Raw genomic sequence first — 23,163 nt, forward strand, 5'->3', positions numbered from 1 at the left:
AGTCAGGGCAGTTCGCGCGATACGGTGGCCGATCGTTGCACGGCACGATGGGGTTGTCCGTCACCGAACGACGCCGGACTCGAGGAGTAACTCGATTTCCTCCTCGTCGTACCCCGCGTCGGCGAGATACTGGCGCGTGTGTTCGCCCTGTGACGGAACGGCCTCGTCGGTCGCTTCCGACCCGGTGGCGTGGCGTGCGGGGTAGCCGATCCGGGGCGGCGCGTCGTCCGATCGCTCCAAAAGCCCTCGGTCCTTAAACTGGGGATGATCGACCATCTCGGCGGGCGAGTAGACGCCCGCGAACGCCGCGTCGACGTCCGCGAGCTGGGTTTCCCACTCGTCTCGCGTGCGCTCGCGGAAGAGGTCGCGGAGTTCGTCCTCGAGCGCGGCCAGCACGTCCGGATCCTCGGATCCGTGTTCGTCGACGAGATCGGTTCGGCCGACGGCCTCACAGAAGGCGTCCCAGAACTGCGGCTCGAGGGCGGCCAGCGTCACCCACGTTCCGTCGGCCGTTTCGTAGCTGTCGTACCACGGGACGCCACCCGTCAGCGACGTCGCGCCGGGCCGCGGTTCCGCGGGGTCGCCCGTGAGAGCCTGGTAGGCGACGGGTTGGGCGAACGACGCCACGACGTCGGCCATCGCGATGTCGATGTATTCGCCGCCGCTATTGCCGAGTTCGCGCGCGAGCACCGCCTCGACGACGGCGAACGCGGTGAACAGACCGCCGGCCATATCGCCGATGGGGTAGCCGGGCATCTGCGGTTTTTCGTCCGACGACTCTCGAGTCATGTCGAGCAGGCCGGCTAGCGCGACGTAGTTGAGGTCGTGGCCGGCGCGATCCGCCCAGGGACCCTCCTGTCCGTACCCCGTGAGCGAGCAGTAGATCAGTTCGTCGTTGTACTCGGTGAGCGTCTCGTAGTCGACCCCCAGTCGGTCGACGACGCCGGGGCGAAAGCCCTCGAGGACGACGTCGGCGTCCTCGACGAGCCGGTAGAACGCGTCTCGGCCGTCCTCGCTTTTCAGGTCGATCGCGACGCTACGCTTGCCCCGATTCACCATATCGAAGATGACGCCGAAGCCGCGAGCCGTCTCCGGACCCATGAAGCGAGCGTAGTCGCCCGCGCCGGTGTCCTCTATCTTCACGACTTCGGCACCCGAATCGGCCAGGAGCTGCGTCGCGTACGGACCGGGCAACAGCCGCGAGAGATCGAGCACGCGAACGCCGTCGAGTCTCATAGCCGAGTTCTCGATGTACCGATACTTTATCGTATGGGCTGGGTTCGACCACCGACCGACGGTGCGCGTGTCGTTCTCTCCCAAAGAATTACCTCCGTCGGCGGAATACGCAGCGATCTATGGACTTCGGACTGCAGGACAGAACCGCCGTCGTCACCGGCGGTGCCGGACGAATCGGAAGCGCCGACTGTCGACTACTCGCGAACGAAGGGGCGGACGTCGTCGTCCTCGACGTCGACGCCGACGGGGCGAGCGAGGTCGCCGACGAGATCGACGAGACGGCGGATGCGGGCGACGCGATGGCCCTCGAGTGCGATCTGACCGATGCGGACGACGTCCAGCACTCGATGGCCGCGGTGCGCGACGAGTTCGGCGGCGTCGATATCCTTGTCAACAACGCCGCGATGGTCGACGCCCGCTCGCGCGTCGGCGACTACGACGACGACGTCTGGAACCGCGACGTCGAGATCAATCTGACCGGAACGTACAACATCAGCAAGGAAGTCTTCCCGGAGATGTGCGAGCGCGGCTGGGGACGGGTCGTCAACATGTCCTCGATGGCCGGCTGGTACGGCGGGTTCGGCCAACTCTCCTACTCGGCCACGAAGGCCGCGATGATCGGGTTAGGGAGAACGATGGCGCTCGAGGGCGCCCAGTCGGGCGTCACGTCGAACGTCATCGCGCCCAATATCGTCGTCGGCGACTGGGCCGACATGGACCCCGACGAACTCCGCGAGAACGTCGACGAGTACTACGCGCGAATCGCCGAAGCGACCCCGATGCGCCACCTCGGGACCGAAGAGGACGTCGCCAACATGGTCACCTACCTCTGTTCGGAGCAGGCCTCCTACGTGACCGGTCAGGTGATCGGCGTTACGGGCGGCGTCGACCTCTTTAGTTTCTGAGATTACTGTTTTGTTTTTATTACTTATGGCTGTGGGCACGGTGGATTTGTGCAAGGTTCTTCTTCCGGTATCTCATCCTGGTAAAGGACGAGAACATTTCCATTTTCGTCACTATTCATTTGCTCTTGACTAACGCTCCCTGTAGCAGATATCGAAACAGATGGTGGAATTCCGATACTAAGACTTGGCGAAAACCCAACGAGTTGGTATGCGTGAGTGTAGCGCGCATAAACGGCTCGCTCGCTTTCTGGGAACGACCCTTGAGGTTCCAATATTACACTTATTGACCCTCCATATCGATTAGCGGTATAGGTTGTAGTATCGTCATCCCAACAATCGAAATCGTCACGAATAGAATTTTCCCAGTTTGTATAGGTCTCTTCATCATCGAATCGGAATCCTGCAGTTCCCTCTGAAGCAGATGATTCGTTCTCGTCGAATTCAGTGCGAGTTGTTGTAATAATATCATTATTGTAATTATTAGTAGCAAGCTTCCAATGATTATCTGGGCTTTTATAAAATAACCCTGCACCATCTCTAGGGGAAGCGCCATAGCTTACGCGATCAGGCCCACAAGACCCCCAATCTAGATTATGCATAATAAACTCAAAATTATAATTAACTGTTAGGGTGAACGTGTGCATGTCAGAATTATAGTCTTTGATTCCTGTGAAGTTGAATTCTATCCCACCCGAAGATGGGTCCTCTATTGATTCAGGATTTATTTTTGTGTCCTTATCGCTATCAACTCCACTTCCTAAATTCAATTCATCCACCTTGACCTCTTTTGAGTGGGATGTATACCCTTTCTCTTTTAGGAATTGTTTAGCTATACCTTCACCATCTTTCTCTTGAATTTCCATATATTCTTTTATATCATCTCTAATTCTCATGATGTCCTTATTGGATGTTGAAGCGTTTGCGTTCCCAGTGATTCCGGCTACTGATGCTATTCCCACACTAGTCGATTTGAGTAGTTGTCTACGGTTCACACATGAAAATTGAACTATAGTACGATAAATTTACCAATTAGAAATTACAAATTATATAAAACTCCCACACATATATTTATGTATTGGTATGGTACTATATGCGAATGCAAACTTTACCTATATTTAAATATCAAATATCCAAACTAAATGTATTAATATATTATCGATTAAAATCTTAACTCTAACCACTATAAGGGAAAATTTTTATTCGATACTATCCTATCCCACTACATGGAGAAAATACATATTAGTCTTATTGGACTACACATCTCGTTAGTAGGTGGGTTACTGACAATCGAAGAGCACCTGAGCGGTGTAGAGCAAAGTGCCATCCCATTTCTGATGATTTTGGGCGGGCTACTCTTAACGCTTGGAACGCTTCTTGGATACGTATCTTTTAATAGAAACGGTGGGGCTCAATAGGTCTTTCTATAGTGATAACTGAAATGATTTACTCACAGATCGCATAGCAGTCGTTCGATCAGGTGTGCATTGACTTTCAGCGGCTACTACATAGATAGTCGTTGCAGCAACACTTACCCGGCGAGTGAGATGTCGACGGACCGGTGAACGCGTCCCTGATTGAACCACTGAACTGCTACTGGCCGATCACTCCGTAATTCCCATCGACTTCGCGATCGTGTTGAGCTGAATCTCGTCGGTGCCCTCGACGATCCGCAGGATCCGCGCCTGGTGGAGCAGATCCATGTACGGGTTCTCTTCTGCAAGGCCGTTCGCGCCGTTGACCTGCACCGCGGCATCGGCGACCTCCCACATGACGTTCGTGGCGAACCACTTCAGCACGGACGAGTCCATCACCGTCCGCTTGTCCTGGGCCATCTTCCAGGCCAGTTTGAGCCCCGCCGCGTCCGCGGCGTACGTCTTCGCCTTCCCGCGAGCGAGTTTCGCCGAGACCTGCTGGAAGTTGCCGATCGACCGACCAAACGCCTCGCGCTCGGTGACGTACTCGGCGACCTCCTCGAGCAAGAACTCGCTGTAGCCGACGGCTTCAGCGCCCAATTCGAGCCGACCGAGCGAGAGGAAGTCCATCGCCGCGTAGAAGGCCCCGTCGACCTCGCCGAGTACGCGGTTTTCGGGAATCCGGACGTCGTCCAGAACGATCTCGGCCTGCGAGCCGACGGAGCCGACGGCGTTGTTGAACGAGCCGAGTTCGTACTCCTCGCGTTCAACGATGAAACACGTAATTCCGCCGTAGCGACCCGCCTCCTCCTGTGGCGTCGTCCGCGCGAAGAGTTGGACGAAGTCCGCGTACGGCGCGTTGGTGATCCACTGTTTTCGGCCGTTTAATACCCATTCGTCGCCCTCCTTTCTGGCCGTCGTCTCCATGTTCGGCGAGTCCGAGCCCGCGCCGGGTTCGGTCTGGGCGAACGCCGTCGACTTCTCGGCGCGGACGGTCGGCTCGAGGTAGCGCTCCACCTGCTCACCTTCGGCCTGCAACAGGAGCGGCTTCGGTCCCTCGGGGCCGGCGAGGACGTAGCGAGCCATCCCGGGACCGTAGGAGGCGAGGTGCTTTTTCGCCCGGTACCAGGTGACCGGCGAGACGTCCTCGCCGCCAACGCCCTCGGGAAGGTTCATCGCGTAGAAGCCGGCCTCCGCGGAGCGACGGCGAATTTCGTCGCGGGCCTCGAGCAACTCGTCGGTCCACCGGCCGTCCTCGCGGTGGCCCTTTCGCGGGTTCGTATAGACGTCACCCAACTCGTCGACGATCGGCTCGACTTCCTGGGCGACGAACTCGTCGAGGCTGTCGAGGATCAGTCCCGTCTCGTCGTCGACGGCGAAGCTCACGCCACCACTGCCGTTCGTTGACATACCACAACGACCGTGCGATCGGACTTAACGTTCAGCCTCCTCCCCGTCGTCTGCCTCGAGCACGATATCGAACCGATCCCGCAGCCGTTTCTTGTCGAACTTGCCCGTCGAAGTCTTCGGAATCTCCTCGATGAACTCGTAGGCGTCGGGGAGCCACCAGTCCGGGAACGTCTCGGCGAGGTGGCTCTCGAGGTCGTCCTCGGTGAGATCGGCTCCCGAAGTCGGGACGACGATGGCGAGGGGCCGTTCCTGCCAGCGTTCGTGCTCGACCGCGACGACCGTCGCCTCCGCGACGCGCTCGTGGGCCATCAGTTCGTTCTCGAGTTGCACCGAGGAGATCCACTCGCCGCCGGACTTGATCATGTCTTTATCGCGGTCGACGACGTCGACGTAGCCCAGCTCGTTCCGCACGGCGACGTCTCCCGTCCGAAGATAGCCGTCCTCCGTAAACGCGTGTTCGTTCTCCTCGGGACGGTTGTGATAGTGGTCGGTTACCCAGGGACTGCGGACCTCGAGTTCGCCCATCGTCTCGCCGTCCCGCGGGACCTCCTCCCCGTCATCACCGATCACGCGAACCTGCATTCCGGGCACGGGAAAGCCCGCCATCGCGCGGTACTCGTACTGCTCGTCGGCCGGGAGCTCCGCGACTTCCTTTCGGAGCGTGCTGAGCGTGCCTAGCGGCGACGTCTCGGTCATTCCCCAGCCCTGGAGGATCGGCGCGTCGTACTCCTCGTCGTAGCGGCGGATGAGCGACTCCGGAGGTGCGGAGCCGCCGACCGTCAGCCGGTCGATGTTGGAGATGTCGACCTCCGGGTTCTCGTCGAGGTATTCGGCCATCTCGAGCCAGATCGTCGGGACGGCGGCCGAGAACGTCACCTCCTCCTCGTCGATCAGGTGGGCGATCGACTCGGGATCGGTGTGGATCGAGGGGAACACCTGCTTCGCGCCGACGAACGTCGCGCCGTAGGGAATGCCCCAGCCGTTGGCGTGGAACATCGGGACGACGGGGAGCACGGTGTCCCGTTCACCGATCGCGTTGGCGTCGACGTGGCCGCCCATGACGCTGTGGAGGTACATCGCTCGATGGGTGTAGGGCACGCCCTTCGGGAGGCCCGTCGTCCCCGAGGTGTGGCACATGCCGTACTCCGTGTCCTCGTCGATATCCGGCCACTCGTACTCTGTCCGGTGGTCTGCGAGCAGCGACTCGTAGTCGGTCACCGGCTCGAGGTCGGTCTCCGGAATATCCCTCTCGCTTCCGAGGACGACATACTGATCGACGCTGTCGAGGTCGTCGGCGTTCGCCTCGACCTTCTCGACGAACGCCGGATCGACGAAGAGCACCTCGTCTTCGGCGTCGTCGATCGTGTGGACGAAGTGGTGGTCGGGCAGGCGCATGTTGCACATGTGGATCGACCGCCCGGAGCAGGCCGGCCCGAAGTAGAGTTCGAAGTGCCGGTAGTGGTTCGTCGCGACCACGCCGACTCGCGCGCCCGCCTCGAGTCCTAGTTCGTCGAGCGCGTGCGCGAGCTGACAGATCCGCTCGTACGCGTCGGCGTACGTGTACCGGTGTGTACTCCCGTCGGGGAGTTTCGTCACCAGCTCCCGGTCGGGGAACAGGTCGACCGCACGCTCGAGAAGCTTGTCAAGTGTTAACTGGACACCCATCATGACTGGGGCAAATATTACGGTCAGACAGTTAACTGTTCGGCCGCCCCTCGGGGACGCGGTGCGCCCGGAACACCATCCTGTCAGACGGACCAATGGAGTTATTACGAGAACCGTGGTGTGTCGTTTCGTGTCATACCACGGCGTTTATGAGTGTGCGAAGCACTCGTTCGCACGACTCGCGGGACCTCCGGTCCCGTGCTGGCGCAAAAACATCTTCAGAAATCGGAGATTTCTGATGGGCCCGAAAGCGTAGAGCGCTTTCAGAATTCGATGAAAAACACCGAGGGACCGTTGGTCCCTCGAGCCCCTGCGCTCGCTTCTCTCTCCTTATCTGTTGTACTCCTCGGAGTACGTCATCGATCCGCGCTGGAGCGAGACGGTGGCGCACGCTCCAGATCGAGTTCGCGCATACTCTCCGTCCGTAGTTCGTCGGAATCGTACTCTCCGTTCAGGAGTGCTTCGAGGCTGTCGGCGAGCTGGTCGGCGGCGAGAAGGTCCGGAACGATGACGTACGTGGCCCCTCGCTCGATGAGCTCGGCGGCCATCGGCAGCTCCCTGGTCCGGACGATGACGTCGACGGTATCGGCATACGACAGGAAATACTCCGTGAGGGATTTCGATTCGGCCGTAGAGATGACCAGGCGCGCCTCCTCGAGGTTGGACACGTCCGCCGTTTCCGGCTCGATCGCGTCGCCGAACACGTAGGCGTCGCAGTCGGTCCGGAGATCGGGCAGTGCCTGCGGGTTGTTTTCGATCACGACGTAGGACTGATCGAGTTCCTCACAGAACGCGACGAGCCGTCGGCCCTGCCGGCCGTACCCAACGATGACGACGTGGTCGGAGATGTCGTCGGGGACAGAGTTCCAGTCGTCGACGTCGTGATACGGCTGACCGAGCCAACCGCGACCGGCCACGAACCCGTAGATCTCGTCGTCGTACGTGTGGGTGAGGTTCGAGAGGATCATCGACACCGCGGCCGCGAGGATGATCGCCTCGAACACCGGCTCGATCAGCAGTCCGAGAACGAGCGCCTCGATGGCCACGATGACACTGAACTCGCCGACGTGATCCAGGTCGAGCCCCGTCAGTGTCGCTGATCGCCTGTCGTATCCGGTGTACACGAGCAGGGCACCGGTGACGATCGGCTTGATCACGACCGTCAGGACCACGAGCCCGAGGGCGAGCGTGGCAACGGGGACGAAGGGATCGAGAGGGAGCGTCACCAACGCCCCGACGGTCGCAAAGAAGATCGCGACGAAGAACTCCTGGATCGAGGTCAACCCGTTGAACACCTCCGAGTATTCGACGGGCTTATCCCTGACTGCGATCCCGGCGGCGAACGCGCCGACGACGATCGATGTCTCGAGGAACTCCGCCGTAGCGAGGAAGCCGATCAACAGCGCCACGATGCTGATGAGCATCGCCTCGTCGGACCCTCTGGCGAGTCGGTCGATGATTCCGAAGAGATACCGGTTGATGACAATCGCCGCGGCGATGAGCATGACCCCGTATCCAAGCTGCGTCGCGACCGGATCCAGTGCGAATGCACCAGCGCTGACGACGAGCAGCAGGATCACCGCCAGGAGGTCGTTGAACGAATCGATCTCGCTCGAGAGGTAGTCGTGAACGATGTCGGACTGTGATCTGGTAAACAGCGTGGTCCCGACGATCGACGACGAGAGCGCGGCCGCGATCCCGACGAAAAGCGCCTGTTCGACCGTCAGTGGCTCGTCGAGCCCCACGTCGGCGAGCGCCTCGAGTTCTAGCGTGACGCCGACTACGATTGCAAAGAGGATTCCGAGCGCACCGAGGACGACCGCCTGAACGATGGCGACAATTTCGGTGTTTGAGACGACCGTCCGGACGCGTTCGGTGTGGATCTGCACGCTGAACGTGAAGACGAGAAACGCGATCCCAAGCCGGGCGAGTTCGAGCATGATCTCTTCCTCGATGACATCCAGCTGTCCGACGAGCAACCCGGCCAGGATCAGCGACGGGATCAGCGAGAGTCCCAGCCCCTTCGCGACCAGCAACAGCGGCCCGACGACGACGAAGAGGATCGCCAGTGCGGTGAGTAACGCGACGTCAGTCATCGTCACCACCCGGACGATCCGTGACGTCGGGGAACAGCTGCCCGCTTCGCAACAACTCCATGTCGGCGGCGATCTCCCGGTCGAAGGTCGGTCTGTCCTCGAAGTATGACTCGAGGTACTGGATGAACTGTGCAACACCGAGCTGTGGGGCCAAAATGACGTATTGAGCGCCGAGTTCGTACAGCCGTTCTGCCTCTTTGGCAGTCTTGGCCTCGACGAACACGGTCGTCTCCGCCGTCGTCTCCCCGAGCAGGATCTCGTTGATTTCCAGCTGATCCGACGACGAGAACACGAAGTCGGCGTATTTTACGCCGGCGTCCTTGCGAATCTTCTCGTACCGGAAGTCGCCGAACAGGACATCGTACCCGGCGTCTTCGATCGCTTCGATGTGCTCGACGTTCCGGTCGACGACTACGATCTCGTCGTACTGATCCTCGAGAATCCGCAACGCCCTGCGTGCGATTTCGTCGTAGCCGACCACGACGACGTGGTCTCGATACTCCGTATCGGCCGGTTCGACGGGATCGGACTGTTCCCACCGCGAGAGGTACGGTTCCACTCGCTCGAACAGCTCTCGGTTGTACTGGATGAAGTACACCGAGACGCTCATCGTCATGAGCGCGAGGAGAGTGATGAAGCCGAGCTCCGCTTGCCCGATGAACGGAGGATCGCTCTCGGCCGCAGCGACGGCGATGACGATCCCGAACTCGCTAACCTGGATCATCCCGACGCTGCCGAGGAACGACGTCTCGAGGTCGAACTGCTGCCAGTTGAAAAGCGTAAAGAACACGACGAACTTGACGACCATCAACACCGCAGCGACGACGACGGCTTCCTGCCAGTACGCGAGGAGATCGCTGGCCTCGAAGTCGAGGGCGACCGAGACGAAAAACACCATCACGAACAGGTCCGTCAGCGGGTTGACCCGGCCCTGGAGATCCTTGCTGTAGGGCAGTTGGGCGATCGCAAGGCCGGCGAGGAACGCCCCCATCTCGACGGAGAGGTACGCGTCGACCCCGAACGGTGCGAGGAGGACGTCGATCTGGTCGGAGACGAGAACGAACAGGAAGAGCCACGAAATGGCGACGAGAAAAAACAGGGTCGTGTCGTCGGCGATCCGTCTAAAAAGTGGCGGAAGCACGTATTTGGACGCCGTGATCGCCACAACTGCAGTAACTGTAACGAGCACCATCACGATAGCGAGCGTCGCCGCGATGTCGGCGGCGCCTTCGGGTCGGCCTGCGGCCAGCACTGCGAGAATGATAACGACGACGATGTCCTGGGCGAGGAGCACACCGACGTCGATCTTGCCGTGTAGCGACGTCGCTTCGCCCTTATCGTTAAGCATCTTGATGACCACGGCGGTAGAGCTGTACATTACCGCCAGCCCGATGATCACCGCTACCTCGAAGGAAAACGGGAGGGTGACCGCGAGACCGAACCCGACGAGTCCGATCGCAGCCATCTGTGGAACGGATATCTTTACGATTGGGGCGATGAGATGTCGGATCTCGTCGAAACGCATCTTGATTCCGAGCAAGAACAGCAAGAATGCGAGGCCGAGTTCGGCCATCGTCTCGGTGATGACGCTCGGTTCCACGAGTCCGAGTCCAACCGGACCGATCACGACGCCGGTAAGGATGTATCCGATGATCGTCGGCTGACCCAGCCGAACCGCGAGGACCCCGACGAACGCAGCAGCGACGAGGATAAAGGCTACTTCGCTCGCGAGGCCGACATCTACCATCTCCTAGTTCACCTGTGTGGACTCTTTGAGTCCGTAATGCGAAAAACCCTCTGCGGGATTAGTAAACGGGGGTTTACGAACGGCAACTGAAGAACAACGGAGTACTCATCCTCTCGATTCAGCAGTTCATTCTCAACAGTAATTCGGTAGTTCGATCACGTTCTGCTGCCCACGTACCTTTTTCCGCCTCGGGATTCCTCGCTGCGCGAGGAACCGCTCGTCTGCTCACGGGCGCGAAGCGCCCGTTCGCACGGCTCGCGGGACCTATGGTCCCGCGCTGGGCGCAAAAATCTACGCTAAAAACACCGGGGAACTTCGTTCCCCGAGCCCTCGTTCACTTCGTTCACGAGGAGGCCGCTCACTCGCTTCGCTCGTTCGCGGGTGCTACGCTTGTGCTCAGACCGCAGCGGTAACGCCTTCGCCTGTACTGAACGGTAAATCCGTGTGCGAGCGCACCGATTCGACGACCGCTCATCGACCTTCCGTCGCTAACCGAACTGGACTCGAGCGGAGTTCGCTGTCAATCGTCGCCCTCGAGACGCACCAACTCGTCGACGTCGGGGATGTCGGCTGCGGCGTCCGTGATCTGGCGCATCCGATCGGTGTGTTTGTCGACGGCGTAGGCTGCCAGCTCCCCGTCCTGCAGACCGACGCGCTCCTCACCGGGGTCGGGCTGGAATCGGTCGTCCTCGGTAATGCCCTGTACGAGCGGCAGCAGTTCGTTGACCGTCCCCTCGATCAGTTCGGGATCGACGCCCTCCTCGCGGATGAGCGTCTTGAGCTGATTCATGCCGAACCCGACGTGGCGGCCCTCGTCGCTTCTGATCTTCGTAAAGCCCTCGACCAGTCCCGGCAGATACGGCAGTTCCTCGAACTCGCCGCCGTAGGAGGTTTGCATCCCGTAGTAGCCCGTCTGGGCGAGGATCCCCTCGACGGTGAGGTGGTAGTGGCAGTACGCCTTCGCGCGGTTCTCGGGGATGTCGTCCTCGAGCAGTCGATCCTGCGCTTTCTTGTTCCGGTCGAACAGTTCGATGTAGGGGTCGTTGAACCACTTCTCGTCGCGGGGGTTCGACCGTTCCCAGCCGAGTTCGTCTTCCACCGTCCAGATCACCTCGCGCCAGTAGCGGTCGAAGAAGTCGGCGTGTTTGGCCTCCTCGTAGAGCTGGGTCGTCAGGAACAGCTGGTCGTCGATGTCCTCGAGCACCGTCGCCAGCGGCGCGAGATCCTCGGTGACGGCGTCCTCACCCGCACCGAACTTGGCGATGCCGTTCAGCGTTCGGTCCCACGCCTGGGCGTCGTAGTCCTCGGCGCCCTCGATGTACTCGAGGAGGTTTTTCACATCTTGCTCGAGGTCGATCTCGCCGGGATCCCAGTGCCGTTCGACGGCGTTCCGGTAGTATCGGTTCGATCGTGACTCCCGATCCATCAGCTCGGACGGTGTGTAGTCCGTTGCCATGACCCAAACTAGTCGGCGCGGCTACTAAAACTGCTCTTCATCAGACGGTGAAAGAACCGGTCGTCGGTATCCCGCACTGGCGTCGTCCTCGCCCGAAGCGGCAGTCCGCGAACTACGCTCGCTGCGGTGCCGAGCCGATCTCGAAGATCTCCGCGTAGAGGCTCTCGGCCAGCGCGTCGATGTTCTCTTCGGCCTCGCTGGCGGCCATCGTGTCGCCGACGCCCTGCCACTCGACGGACAGCTGGGCGACCGGGACCAGTGCGATCCCGCCGACGGTGATATCGCCGTCGGGGGTGTGAACCGTCCACTCCGTTCGCATGCCGTCCGACGAGCGAGTGACGTCGTCGATTCGACCGCCGGCCGCGGCCCACCGTTCGACGAGCCCGTCGGTGATCCGGCGCAGCTTTCGTTCGCCGAGGACGTGGACGGCGACGCCCGCAGCCACGAGCGCGACGAACGCGACGAGCGCTACCGGTAACCCGCCGTACGGGACGTTCACCGACGCCGCGAGTCCCGCGGTGACGACAACGAGTCCGAGAACCCGCGCGTCGACCGCACTAGGGATCGTTCCGCTCCAGCCGGCTGTCCGGCTCTGGCTCTGAGTCGGCTGCTCGAGTTGCATCTCGTCTATGTCTGTCGAGGACGCCCGGGTAGTCGTTGGCCTGTCCCAGTGTTCGCTTTATAGGCGAGCTGTCAGTTTCATTCGTAATCGAGTAATTCTTCGTCGCCGTGACGTTCGCGCAACGCGTCGAGATCCGCTCGCTGTTCCTCGAGTCGCGGCGTCGGGTCCGCGTACACGTACTGAAACATCTCGCGAGGGTCGACGTCCGAATCGGCGTCCTCCGCGCGGTCGATCAGGCGCTCGAGGGTCGCGTCGATTTCGGACTCGATCGACTCGATTTGCTCGTCGTCGAGCAGGTCGCGACTGCGCAGGTACGCTTCGAACCGATCGATCGGGTCCCGGTCGCGCCAGCGCTCGACCTCCTCGTCGTCCCGGTAGACCGACGGATCGTCGGCCGTCGTGTGCGCGCCGTAGCGGTACTGAACGGCTTCGATCAGGGTCGGTCGCATCCGGTCGCCGTCGCCGTCTGCCTGGAGTGCCTTTTCCCGTGCGGCTTTCGTGACCACGTAGCTCGCCAGCGGATCCATCCCGTCGACCTGCACCCCTGCGAAGCCGTAGGCGTCGGCCTTCTGCGCTAAGGTGGCGCTGGCCGTCTGGCGCTCTCGCGGGACCGAAATCGCCCACTGGTTGTTGTTACAGAAGAAGACCGTGGGCGTATCGAAGACGCCGGCGAAGTTCATCGCTTCGTGGAAGTCGCCTTCCGACGTCGACCCGTCGCCGAAGTGGACGAGGCTCACGCGCTCGTCGTCGTTCAGTTTCGCGGCCCACGACCAGCCGACCGCCTGGGGGAGGTGGGCGCCGATCGAGATGTTCAGCGGGAAGACGTTGATCTCGTCGATCGCCGCGTTGCCATCTTCGTGGCCCATCCAGTACAGCAGGTACTCCCAGGGTAGCTCCCGGGAGACGAGCGCGCCGTGTTCCCGATACTGGTAGGAGATCATATCGTCGTCCGTGAGCGCGTAGGTCGACCCGATCTGTGAGCCCTCCTGGCCGGCCAGCGAGGAGTACGTCCCCATTCGGCCCTGTCGCTGGAGGCTGATCATTCGCTCGTCGAACCGCCGTGAAAAGCGCATATCGCGGTACATTCCGAGCAGCGTCTCGTCCTCGAGCTCCGGCTCGAGGTCCGGTGCGACGATGGCCCCGTCGCTATCGAGCACCCGAATCCGATCGTCCGGCGCTCGCTCGAGAACGGCGTGCTCGAGGGCGTCTTCTGACATGCCTGCACCGTGGGGTTCGGACTACATAACGGTACTCGTGCCGGAACTGCAGTCGGAACCCGACGGGACCGGGTCACCGACGGGACCGGGTCACCGACGGAACCGTGGCGAAAAACGCTATGTGCTGGCCCCGGTACGGCTGCGTATGACCTGGACGGTGATGCCGACGTTCGAGGACTACACGCAGGCACGAGCGGCGTTCGAGTGGGATCTTCCCGATGCGTTCAACCCTGCCGTCGACTTCCTCCGGAAACACGACGACACGAGTCGGACGGCGCTCCGCTACGAGGATCCCGACAGCGGTCTCGAGACGTACTCCTTCGACGATCTCGACGATCGCTCCGATCGGCTCGCGGCCGCGCTCGCCGGCCTCGGCGTCGAAGCGGGCGACCGCGTCGGCGCCGTCGTTCCGCAGAAGCCGGAGAATCCGATCACCCATCTGGCGAACTGGAAGCTCGGTGCCGTCTCCGTCCCGCTAACCGTGCTCTTCGGGCGCGACGCACTGCAGTATCGGCTCTCCGATAGCGAGGCCACTGCCGTCGTCGTCGATCCGAGCGTCCGCGAAACCGTCGAGGAGATTCGAGACGAGTGTCCCGACCTCGAGCACGTGATCGAACTCGGAACCGACGACTCGGTCTCGGGGAACGCCCGCGCCTTCGACGACCTGCTCGCGGCCCACGATCCTGGTCTCGAGGTCTACGACGCGACCCCGGCGACGCCGTCGGCGATCATGTACACGAGCGGGTCGACGGGACCGCCGAAGGGCGTCCGCCACAGTCACGCTCTCTGGCTCGGCCGGGCCGCGGCGGCGTACAACTACTTTGATCAGGGGCTCGAGCCGGGTGAGACCACTCTCTGGACGCCGGCCGACTGGGCCTGGGGGGCCGCGCTGGGCGGCACGCTCTTCGCCGCCTGGCACCACGGCTGTACGATCGTCGGCTGGCCGCGCGACGGGTTCGATCCCGAAGCGGCCTACGACCTCATGGCACGACACGACGTGGACAAGGCGTTCATGCCGCCCACTGCGCTCCGGATGCTGATGTCGGTCGACGATCCCGAAGACCGGTTCGATCTCTCGCTCGAGACGTTCGCCTCGGCGGGCGAACCCCTCACGTCCGAAGTCGTCGATTGGGTCGACGCCACCTTCGAGAGCGTCTCGGTCAACGAGTTCTACGGCCAGACCGAACTCAACCTCGTCGTCGGCAACTCGGACGCCTGGTTCGACACTCGGCCTGGGAGCATGGGGAAGCCGTTCCCCGGCTACGAGGTTCGCGTGCTCGACCCCGACGGCGACGAAGAACTCGAGACCGGCGAGGTGGGCGAACTCGCGGTGAAACCGGGGGACCGACGCGTCTTCTTCGACGAGTACTGGAAGCTGCCGGAGAAGACGGCCGAGAAGCAGACCGATTCGGGCTGGTTCAGGACCGGCGACCTCGTGAAGCGCGACGCAGACGGCTACCTGTGGTTCGTCTCCCGCACCGACGACGTGATCCTCACGAGCGGCTACCGCGTCGGCCCGATGGAAGTCGAGGAGGCCATCCTCCACCACCCCGACGCCGAACAGGCGGGTGTCGTCGGCGTCCCGGACGAGACCCGCGGCGAGGCGATCAAAGCCTACGTCCAGCCCGCGACTGCCGACTACGACCCGGCCCAACTGCGCGAGGAGATTCGCGACCTCGTTCGGGAGCGCCTCGCGGAGTACGAGTACCCACAACACATCGAGTTCGTCGAGGAGCTTCCGACGACGACCACCGGCAAGATCCAGCGTCGATCGCTCCGAAATGGCGGGACCCCCTCGGACGGGACCGACGACTGATACGGTTTGCTGTAGGTTTACCGACTCGAGACTCCTCGCGGAGCGTATCGAGACGGCTGATTCCCCGGAACCGACAGTCAAAGTCGGTTTTATGAGTCCACTGTGTGAACGTTACCCCATGCACCGCGTGCTACTCCCCGTCGACACGAACGAGAGTCGGGCGATCAAACAGGCGACGTACGTCGCCTCGCTGCCGGACGCAGCGCAATCGGTCGAAGCGCACATCCTGTTCATCTTCGACGAGGACAGCGCGGACCTGCCAAAGGAGTTCGAGCAGTACAAATCGGCCTCGAGAATCAGTTCCGTCCGACGCGCAGCGGAGCGACTCGAGGAGGCCTCGGTCGACGTCACCGTCCTCGACAAAAGCGGCGGGGCGGAGGGCGGGGACATCCTCGAGACGGCCCGAGAGTACGACGTCGACTCGATCGTCCTCGGCGGCCGGAAACGCTCGCCGGTCGGCAAGGCGGTGTTCGGCAGCGTCACGCAGTCGGTCATCCTCGAGACCGATCGCCCGGTCGTCGTGACGGGCGGCGGGCGGGACTGAGTCGGTTCGGGGCCGGTCTTTCGATCGATTCTACGGATTTCTGATCGTTCGAGTCGCGAGCGGCCGCGCTCCGCTCGAGTTTAAGCGCGGATTCGACCTGCCTTCAGCCGATGGCGCCGCGTCGTCTGCCGATTTGTTATTGCGTCCAGTGGTTTACGCCCGGTCTCTCTCGCCGTTCGACGGACCGGGTAGCGGGGCTGTGACGGCGTCTCGAGCCGAATCGCGGGAGCATCTCCGTCTCACCTGCCCGTTTGCTGACTCTTATCCGTTCGACGGTCGATGTGTGTGCATGGCACTCGAGAAACCGGATCTCTCCGGCCAGACGGCGTTCATCACGGGAACGACCCGCGGCATCGGCAAGTCGATCGCGCTCGCCCTCGCGGAGCAGGGCTGCAACATCGTTTCGACCGGGAAAACGAGCGAGGAAGACGACGATTACGAGGACCGCGACCTCGAGGGGTCGATCGAGCAGACGGCTCGCGAGGCGGAGGAGCGGGGCGTCGACGCGCTGTCGATCAAGCTCGACGTCCGCGACGAGGCGGCGGTCGAGGCTGCGGCCGACCACGCGATCGACGAGTTCGGGGAGGTCAACATCGTCATCAACAACGCGAGCGCGATCCAGCTCGCGTCCGTCGAGGACCTCCCGCCCAAGCGGTTCGACCTCATGACCGATGTCAACGTTCGGGGGACGTACCTCACCTCGAGAGCCTTCGCCGACCACCTCCGCGAGGTCGAGAACGCCTGGCTGCTCACGAACTCGCCGCCGGTCGGCATCGACCGCTCCCCCGGATCGGGCCCGTACGCGTGGTCGAAACTTGGCATGTCGTTCGTCACGCTCACGCTGGCGAGCGAGCTCGGCGGCGACGACGTCGGCTGTAATACGTTCTGGCCCGTGACGGCGATCGACACCCGCGCGACGCGGTACTTCGGGATGGGGACGGAAGACGACTGGCGAACGCCAGAAATCGTCAGTGACACGGTGCTCGAGATCCTCGGTCGCGACCCGGCCGAGTTCACCGGAAACGCCGTTTACGACGAGGAACTGCTTCGAGAAGCGGGTGTGGACGATTTCTCGCAGTACAATCTGACCGAGGGCGATCCGGCGCCCGGATCGGCGCAGTTGTTCGATCCGGAGTACTCCCGGCCGGAGTGAGTTTCGGCTGTCGCCCGCACGGCGGGGCCGACCGAACGTTCACGACCCGGTTACTAGCGGCGTAGAACTGGCGGAACGACTATTTTTGGCCACGTGGGAGTACTACACATCATGTACGATCAAATACTCGTCCCCACGGACGGGAGTAAGCCGGCAGCGGCCGCAGTCGAAGAGGGAATCGAACTCGCTCGGCAAAACGACGCCGCGATCCACGCGCTGTACGTGGTCGAACCGATTCCGCTCGGTCAATTCTCCGCCGGTTCCGGCCCAGCCTCCTCGGAGTGGGGCGATGTCGTGGAGGAACAGCGAACCGAAGGGGACGCGGCCACGACCGACGTTGCCGACCGCGCGAGCGAGTACGACCTCGTGGTCGTTCAAGCGATCGAGCACGGCAAGCCACACGTACAGATCCTCGAGTACGTCGACGAGCACGATATCGATGCGATCGTCATGGGAACGCACGGCCGTGCTGGGGTCGACCGACTCGTTCTCGGAAGCGTCACCGAAAAAGTCGTCCGAAAGAGCGAGGTTCCAGTCCTTACCGTCCGAGAGTAAATCGTTTTAGTTGCCACTAATTCACGTGAACGTCACGCTGCCGGCGCGAGTGCGGCCGGCGGCTCACTCGAGGAACTCCCGCCCGTCTCTTCGACGACGTATCGCTGGCCCAGCATCGGATCGAGCAAGCTGTCGACCTCGCCGCGGTCGTCCCGGAGGATCGGCGCGTCGGGGTCGGGTTCGCCCAGGTGGTTGTCGATCTGGTCCGCGAGGTCGACGCTCAGTTCGCGGTCGTCGTTGCGCTCGAGGAGGTCGGCCTCGGAGAATCCGGTCTCCTCGTTCGTCGCCACGATTTGGATGTTCTGGATGGCACTCGAGTCAGACGTGCGGTAGGCGTATGTGTCGGGGAAAACCTCGTCCATCGTCCCCTGCTGGGCGTGATAGAACTCGGCGGCCGGCCCGTTCGGTGCGGCGATGACGTTTGCGTGGAAGATGCCGTCGTCGGTCAGTCGGTCGCTCACGAGGTCCATGAACTCCACGGTGGTCAGGTGGAACGGGACCTGATCCTGCTTGTAGGCGTCGAGGACGATCAGGTCGTAGGTTTCGTCGGTGCTCTGGAGGAACTGCCGCCCGTCGTAGACGTGTGAGGTCATGTTCTCGTCGTGCTCGAGGCCGAAGTAGTCCTCCGCGGCTCCGGTGACTTCGGGATCGATCTCGACCACGTCGATGTCGACGTCGTACTGTTCCTCGAAATCCTGCGGGCCGGTGTAGCCCCCGCCCCCGATGAACAGCACGTTGTCGACGTCCTCGACGTCGTCGGTCATGAGCATCGGCAAGTGAAAGTAGGTCGTGTACTCGAAGACGTGTCGGTCGGGATCCTCGAGGTCCACCGCGCTGTGTCGCGCGCCGTCTAAGTACATCGTTCGTTCGTCGCCGTCGTCGACGATCTCGAGTTCCTGATGGGCCGTCTGGGTCTGGTAGACGACGTCGCCGCGGTGATCGATGGCGACCGGCCCGGCACCGGTCGCGGCGACCAGCAGGAGGAGGACGACGACGCTCGTGAGGACGGGTTTCCGCGGGAGCGTGGGGAGATTGAGTACGAACGCCGTGCCGACGAGCATGAGGCCGAACAGGAGGCCGATGCCGTCGATACTCAGCCCCGGAATGAGGATGAACGTGGTCGCTCCCGAGCCGAGGATGCTGCCGATCGTCCCCAGCGCGTAGACGTGTCCCGACGCTTCGCCGGTTCCCTGCTTCTGTGAGAGTTCCGCGGCGTAGGGGCTGATGAATCCGAGCAGGTACGTCGGCGGGCCGAAGAGGATGATCGCCGCCGGGAGCGCGGCGTATCGCGGGGGCAACGCGAGCGTCGCGGTGTACCGCAGGAGGAAGTCGCTCGCGTAGATCACGACCGCGACGTACACTGCCGTCCCGAGCAACAGCCACGACATCTCCCGGTTCGTCGCGGTGCTGGCTCGCTTCCCGCCCTGCCAGTAGCCGATGCTCAACGCGGCGAGGACGACCGTCAGGATCCCGCCGACGGTGTAGATGTGGCTGCCGAACTGGGGGGCGATGAGTCGGACGGCCAAAATCTCGAGACCCATGCTGGTGACCCCCGAGACGAAGACGGCGAGTTCGGGTTTCGTGGGTCGATAGTTCGCGGCGGTCCGCACGTCCATTACCCGATCTGAATGGGCCCCGCCGTGAGTAGTTGTCGTCTCGGTAGCGGTCCGGGACGCTTTCCGGGGTCTACTACGGCCGCGTGATAACGTGCGTGAGCACGAACACCGCAACCGCGACGACGGCGACGGTCACGACGCCGAACTCGAGGGCCCCGACGAGGTCCGCACCCCAGACGAACATGGCGGCGAACAGCGTCGACAGCACCGCGTTCAGCGGGACCAGTACGCGCGGGTCACCCTCCGAGGACTCGAGTCCCTCCTTCAACCCGTCCGGTTCGGCGTCGGGGTCTGTCATGGCTGAATACGCGAACGTCGCCCACTTATCCGTTTCCCTGTCGGAGTCGGCCGTCGCACACTCGGCGACACGGGCATTTATATCGATTCCCACGAAGGTGGCCGGTATGCGCGAGGTGACGGTCTCTCGAGTCGTCAACGCGTCGCCGGTCGTGGTGGCCCGGTGGCTCGATCCGCCGACGATCGTCGAGGCGGAGGGCAGTTTCACCGTCGAGACGATCGACGAGCACGGGGACGCGACGATCGTCGTCGCCAGCGGCCCCGGCATGCAACTGCCGCTGCGGTTCGAGGAGCGCGATGAATCGATCTACTACACGCAGGAGGGCGACCAGGGGCCGTTCTCCCACATGGAAACGTGGATCGACCTCGAGGACGTGCCCGACGGCACGCAAATTACGATTCGGTCGTCGGTCTCGCTCGCCGCACCGCTTCCGTTCGGTGATCGGCTGGCCGCCTGGAAACGGAAGGGCGAACTGAAACGAGCGCTCGACGCGCTCGTCGAGGAGTTTGGCGACGTCGAGTAAGTCGCAGTCGTGAAATCGATCCGGGGCTCTCGTAGCACTACCGAAACCGGTCAGGGCTCTCGGAGGACGACACCGTCGCCGTCGTCCGCCTCGCTCGGGAACGGGTTCTCGAGATCGGTCTCCTCGCCCCACTCCTCGTCCGTGACGAGACAGTCTTCGAGCATCGCCCCGATCCGTTTCTCGTCGGTGTCGGTGCCGATGAAGACCAGTTCCGTCCGTCTGTCACCGTGCTCATCGTGCCACTCGAGATCGGGTCGGTTGGATCGGTAGAGGTCCCGCTGCACCTCCGGGAGGGCGGCGATCCACGGGCCGTTGGTGCTCGCGCGAACTGACGGGCCCGCGTGGGAGACGTCTATTTTGACGTCTCGTCCGGCGATCCAGACGACTCCCTTCGAGCGAACGATCCCGTCGGGAAGCTCCCGGAGGAACGACGCGAACCGTTCGGGGTGGAACGGCCGCCGCGCGCGAAAGACGACGGAGTCGACGCCGTAGACCTCGTCGGGATGGCGGTGGTCGTGATCGTGATCGTGCCCGTCGTCGCTGTGGTTGTGGTCGTGTTCGTCGTGTCCATCGCCGTGGTCGTGGCTGTGGCCGTGTTCATCCTCGCCGCGCTCGTCGTCACCATCTTCGCCCTCGTCCGCCAGCGCGCGCTGCCAGCCGGCAATCTCTCCCATCCGATCCGGATCGAAGAGCCCGATGCCGAGTACGCGGCCGGGATCGACGGCACTGAACTCCGTGCGGACGATCTCGGCCTCGGGCTGGAGCGCGTGAACGAGCGTCTCGGCCTCCTCGAGTTCTTCGGGCGTACAGAGGTCGGCCTTGTTGCACAGAACGAGGTTCGCGACCTCGAGTTGCTCGATCATGAGATCCGAGAGCGGGCGCGTTTCGTCCTCCTCGTCGCCCGCGACGTTCCCCTGCCGTTCGGGCACCTCGTCGCCGGCGAAGCAGTCGAGAAACCGCCGGGTGTCGAGGACGGTCACGAGCGCGTCGATCTCGTAGCTGGCTGCCACTCGAGAGGTGGTCGTAAAGAGCCTGGCAACCGGTTCGGGCTCCGAGATCCCCGAGGATTCGACGAGCAGGTGATCGAAGTCGCGCTCGCGGGCGAGTCGCACGACGGCGGTTTCGAGGTCGTCCTGTAGTTCACAGCAGATACAGCCGTTCGAGAGCTCCGCGACGCCGTCCTCGAGGTCGAGGTCGGAGCCGTCGGCGACCAGTTCGGCGTCGACGTTGACCTCGCCCATATCGTTGACGAGTACGGCGAGGTCGCGTTCGCCCGCGTTCTTCAGCAGGTGATTGAGGAGCGTCGTCTTGCCCGCGCCGAGATTTCCCGAGAGCACGGTGACGGGAATGCCGCCGGATTCGGATGACATACCGGTGAGGTTGTAACTCGAGGGTCAAGAAGCGTCGTGTTGCGGCCGACACGGCTCGCGGACGGGGTGTTCGACGCGACAGCTTTTTGCCTTCGGGCCCGAGCATGACCGACGATGACACTCGCCGATCGGATCGCGTCGTTCCGGGAGACACTCGAGGAGTGGCTCCGCGGACTCTTTCACGGGATGTTCACGCACCCGGCCTACGAGAAGATCGAGGCCGAAGCCGAAGACACGGAGGATGCGTTCATGTTGGCGTGTTTCCCCGACGCCTTCGGCATTCCGAGTCCCGTCTCCTACTACACGGCCGAACTGCTACCCTACCTCGAGGACGAGTATCAGGCCTGGGAACGGCGCATGTGGGACCGCCAATCCGTGATCGAACGCAAGGGCCACCAGTACCACTTCTGATCGATGGCGACCTTCACTTTCTTCGGCGGCAAGGGCGGCGTCGGCAAGACGACCGTCTCGAGCGCCTACGCGCTCGAGTGCGTCGAGGCCGGACTCGAGACGCTCGTCGTTTCGACGGACCCGGCCCACAGCACGGCCGACGTCTTCGACCAGGAGTTCAGTGACGAACCGCAGCCCGTCGAGGGCTACGACGGGCTCTCCGCGATGGAGATCGATCCGGAACAGGAGGTCCAGGATCACCTGATGGACCTGCGTCGACAGCTCGACTCGCAACTGTCGGCGGCGATGGTCAACGAGGTCGACATTCAACTCGAGATGGCCCACCAGACGCCGGGGGCCTACGAGGCCGCCCTCTTCGACCGGTTCGTCGAGGTCATGCGGAACGCAGACCCCTACGATCGGGTGGTGTTCGACACCTCGCCGACCGGGTCGACGCTCCGCCTGCTCGCTCTGCCGGAACTCCTCGAGCGCTGGATCGACCGGCTGATGGACAAACGCCGACGCAGCATCGACCTCTTCGAGAAAGCCGCGATCGGCAACCAGGAGCCCCGGCGAGTGATGGAGGGCGATCCGATCCTCGCGCGCCTGCAGGGGCGCAAAGAACGCTTCGAGTTCGCCGGCGAGGTGCTCCGCGAGGACGCCTCGTTCTACCTCGTCCTCAATCCCGACGAGCTCTCGATCCGGGAAACTGCTCGGTCGCTCGAGACGCTCTCGGAGGCCGAGTTGCCCGTTCGCGGCCTCGTCGTCAACCGGCTGACGCCCGAGCCGGAGCCCCACGAGGAGGGCCGCGGTGCGACCTACCTCCGCGACCGGGTCGAAACGGAGCGCGACCGTTTGGCGTATATCGAGCGGGAGTTCGACGCGCCAGTCGTCGCGACCATCGAGACGCGCGTCGCGGAAGTTCGGGGGAGTATCCTCGAGGACGTCGCCGGCGAACTCGAGATTTCGGTTGGTGATGACCGACCGCGGCCGAGCTAAGAAACTCGGTCGTTTTCACGATCGAACGGTTATCACGGAGCGGAGTGTCTGTTTGGTTTACAACAATCGCCGTTCTCGGGGGTATCTGGGCATATGATCAGGGCTAGAACAAACCACAATAAATTATATTTAT

Annotated in this window: 20 protein-coding genes; 8 read left to right on the plus strand and 12 right to left on the minus strand. The window is 62.5% G+C overall.

Translation table 11 applies throughout. The annotated features are described in order from the left end of the window. Positions 1 to 60: 60 nt before the first annotated feature. Positions 61 to 1,236: a CaiB/BaiF CoA transferase family protein gene (locus tag BLT08_RS01695; protein ID WP_090303063.1), complete on the minus strand. Its 1,176-nt coding sequence runs from the start codon at positions 1,234 to 1,236 to the stop codon at positions 61 to 63. Positions 1,237 to 1,355: 119 nt separating this feature from the next. Between BLT08_RS01695 and BLT08_RS01700 the strand changes: the two genes are divergently transcribed. Next, positions 1,356 to 2,141, plus strand: coding sequence for an SDR family NAD(P)-dependent oxidoreductase (locus BLT08_RS01700; RefSeq protein ID WP_090303064.1), 786 nt, complete (start codon positions 1,356 to 1,358; stop codon positions 2,139 to 2,141). A 23-nt stretch (positions 2,142 to 2,164) separates the two neighbouring features. Here BLT08_RS01700 and BLT08_RS22415 read toward each other — a convergent pair whose 3' ends face one another. The 8 genes from BLT08_RS22415 to pdhA all read right to left on the minus strand — a co-directional run bounded on the left by BLT08_RS22415 (position 2,165) and on the right by pdhA (position 13,766). Beyond that, positions 2,165 to 3,133 carry a hypothetical protein gene (locus BLT08_RS22415; RefSeq protein ID WP_139171253.1) on the minus strand — a complete coding sequence of 323 codons (969 nt, stop codon included), beginning with the start codon at positions 3,131 to 3,133 and terminating at the stop codon, positions 2,165 to 2,167. Between the two features lie 609 nt (positions 3,134 to 3,742). Continuing rightward, positions 3,743 to 4,963: an acyl-CoA dehydrogenase family protein gene (locus BLT08_RS01715; RefSeq protein ID WP_090303067.1), complete on the minus strand. Its 1,221-nt coding sequence runs from the start codon at positions 4,961 to 4,963 to the stop codon at positions 3,743 to 3,745. 24 nt (positions 4,964 to 4,987) lie between these two features. Next, a complete protein-coding gene (locus BLT08_RS01720) occupies positions 4,988 to 6,631 on the minus strand; it encodes a long-chain fatty acid--CoA ligase (protein ID WP_090303068.1) in 1,644 nt (547 codons plus the stop codon). A 353-nt stretch (positions 6,632 to 6,984) separates the two neighbouring features. After that, on the minus strand, positions 6,985 to 8,724 hold the full coding sequence (locus tag BLT08_RS01725) for a cation:proton antiporter (protein ID WP_090303069.1): 1,740 nt from the start codon (positions 8,722 to 8,724) through the stop codon (positions 6,985 to 6,987). Next, positions 8,717 to 10,471, minus strand: coding sequence for a cation:proton antiporter domain-containing protein (locus BLT08_RS01730; protein WP_090303070.1), 1,755 nt, complete (start codon positions 10,469 to 10,471; stop codon positions 8,717 to 8,719). Before BLT08_RS01730 ends, BLT08_RS01725 begins: the two co-directional genes overlap by 8 nt. A 520-nt stretch (positions 10,472 to 10,991) precedes the next feature. Beyond that, positions 10,992 to 11,927 (minus strand): ferritin family protein, encoded by a 936-nt coding sequence (locus BLT08_RS01735; RefSeq protein ID WP_090303071.1) that lies wholly within the window; start codon positions 11,925 to 11,927, stop codon positions 10,992 to 10,994. Positions 11,928 to 12,039: 112 nt separating this feature from the next. Further along, positions 12,040 to 12,549 carry a hypothetical protein gene (locus tag BLT08_RS01740; protein ID WP_090303072.1) on the minus strand — a complete coding sequence of 170 codons (510 nt, stop codon included), beginning with the start codon at positions 12,547 to 12,549 and terminating at the stop codon, positions 12,040 to 12,042. Between the two features lie 77 nt (positions 12,550 to 12,626). Then, the gene (gene pdhA / locus BLT08_RS01745; RefSeq protein WP_090303073.1) at positions 12,627 to 13,766 is read right to left on the minus strand and encodes a pyruvate dehydrogenase (acetyl-transferring) E1 component subunit alpha; all 1,140 of its coding nucleotides are present in this window, start codon (positions 13,764 to 13,766) and stop codon (positions 12,627 to 12,629) included. Between the two features lie 145 nt (positions 13,767 to 13,911). Here pdhA and BLT08_RS01750 point away from each other — a divergent pair, with 145 nt between their 5' ends. The 4 genes from BLT08_RS01750 (at position 13,912) to BLT08_RS01765 (ending at position 17,834) form a co-directional block, all read left to right on the plus strand. Next, entirely contained in the window at positions 13,912 to 15,582 is a 1,671-nt protein-coding gene (locus BLT08_RS01750) for an acetate--CoA ligase (RefSeq protein ID WP_090303074.1), read from the plus strand. A gap of 118 nt (positions 15,583 to 15,700) precedes the next feature. Then, complete coding sequence (locus BLT08_RS01755; protein ID WP_090303075.1) at positions 15,701 to 16,126, plus strand: universal stress protein; 426 nt, start codon at positions 15,701 to 15,703, stop codon at positions 16,124 to 16,126. A gap of 289 nt (positions 16,127 to 16,415) precedes the next feature. After that, positions 16,416 to 17,279, plus strand: a complete 864-nt coding sequence (locus BLT08_RS01760) for an SDR family oxidoreductase (RefSeq protein WP_090303076.1) — start codon at positions 16,416 to 16,418, stop codon at positions 17,277 to 17,279. 111 nt (positions 17,280 to 17,390) lie between these two features. Beyond that, positions 17,391 to 17,834, plus strand: a complete 444-nt coding sequence (locus BLT08_RS01765) for a universal stress protein (protein ID WP_090303077.1) — start codon at positions 17,391 to 17,393, stop codon at positions 17,832 to 17,834. 32 nt (positions 17,835 to 17,866) lie between these two features. On the opposite strand, the gene BLT08_RS01770 is transcribed toward BLT08_RS01765, so the two are convergent. Together BLT08_RS01770 and BLT08_RS01775 are read right to left on the minus strand one after the other, a co-directional pair. After that, the gene (locus tag BLT08_RS01770; protein ID WP_090303078.1) at positions 17,867 to 19,450 is read right to left on the minus strand and encodes a spermidine synthase; all 1,584 of its coding nucleotides are present in this window, start codon (positions 19,448 to 19,450) and stop codon (positions 17,867 to 17,869) included. A gap of 73 nt (positions 19,451 to 19,523) precedes the next feature. Further along, entirely contained in the window at positions 19,524 to 19,748 is a 225-nt protein-coding gene (locus tag BLT08_RS01775; RefSeq protein ID WP_090303903.1) for a DUF8107 family protein, read from the minus strand. Between the two features lie 106 nt (positions 19,749 to 19,854). Between BLT08_RS01775 and BLT08_RS01780 the strand changes: the two genes are divergently transcribed. Then, complete coding sequence (locus tag BLT08_RS01780) at positions 19,855 to 20,271, plus strand: SRPBCC family protein (protein ID WP_090303079.1); 417 nt, start codon at positions 19,855 to 19,857, stop codon at positions 20,269 to 20,271. Positions 20,272 to 20,321: 50 nt separating this feature from the next. Here the strand turns inward: BLT08_RS01780 and BLT08_RS01785 are convergent, their stop codons facing one another. Further along, complete coding sequence (locus BLT08_RS01785) at positions 20,322 to 21,641, minus strand: CobW family GTP-binding protein (RefSeq protein ID WP_090303080.1); 1,320 nt, start codon at positions 21,639 to 21,641, stop codon at positions 20,322 to 20,324. 114 nt (positions 21,642 to 21,755) lie between these two features. On the opposite strand from BLT08_RS01785, the gene BLT08_RS01790 reads away from it, so the two are divergent. Next, positions 21,756 to 22,052, plus strand: a complete 297-nt coding sequence (locus BLT08_RS01790) for a DUF7990 family protein (protein WP_006090117.1) — start codon at positions 21,756 to 21,758, stop codon at positions 22,050 to 22,052. Positions 22,053 to 22,055: 3 nt separating this feature from the next. After that, on the plus strand, positions 22,056 to 23,030 hold the full coding sequence (locus tag BLT08_RS01795; RefSeq protein WP_090303081.1) for an ArsA family ATPase: 975 nt from the start codon (positions 22,056 to 22,058) through the stop codon (positions 23,028 to 23,030). The last annotated feature ends 133 nt before the right edge of the window (positions 23,031 to 23,163 follow it).

This window comes from Natronorubrum texcoconense (genome assembly GCF_900100335.1).
GTDB classification, from domain to species: Archaea; Halobacteriota; Halobacteria; order Halobacteriales; family Natrialbaceae; genus Natronorubrum; species Natronorubrum texcoconense.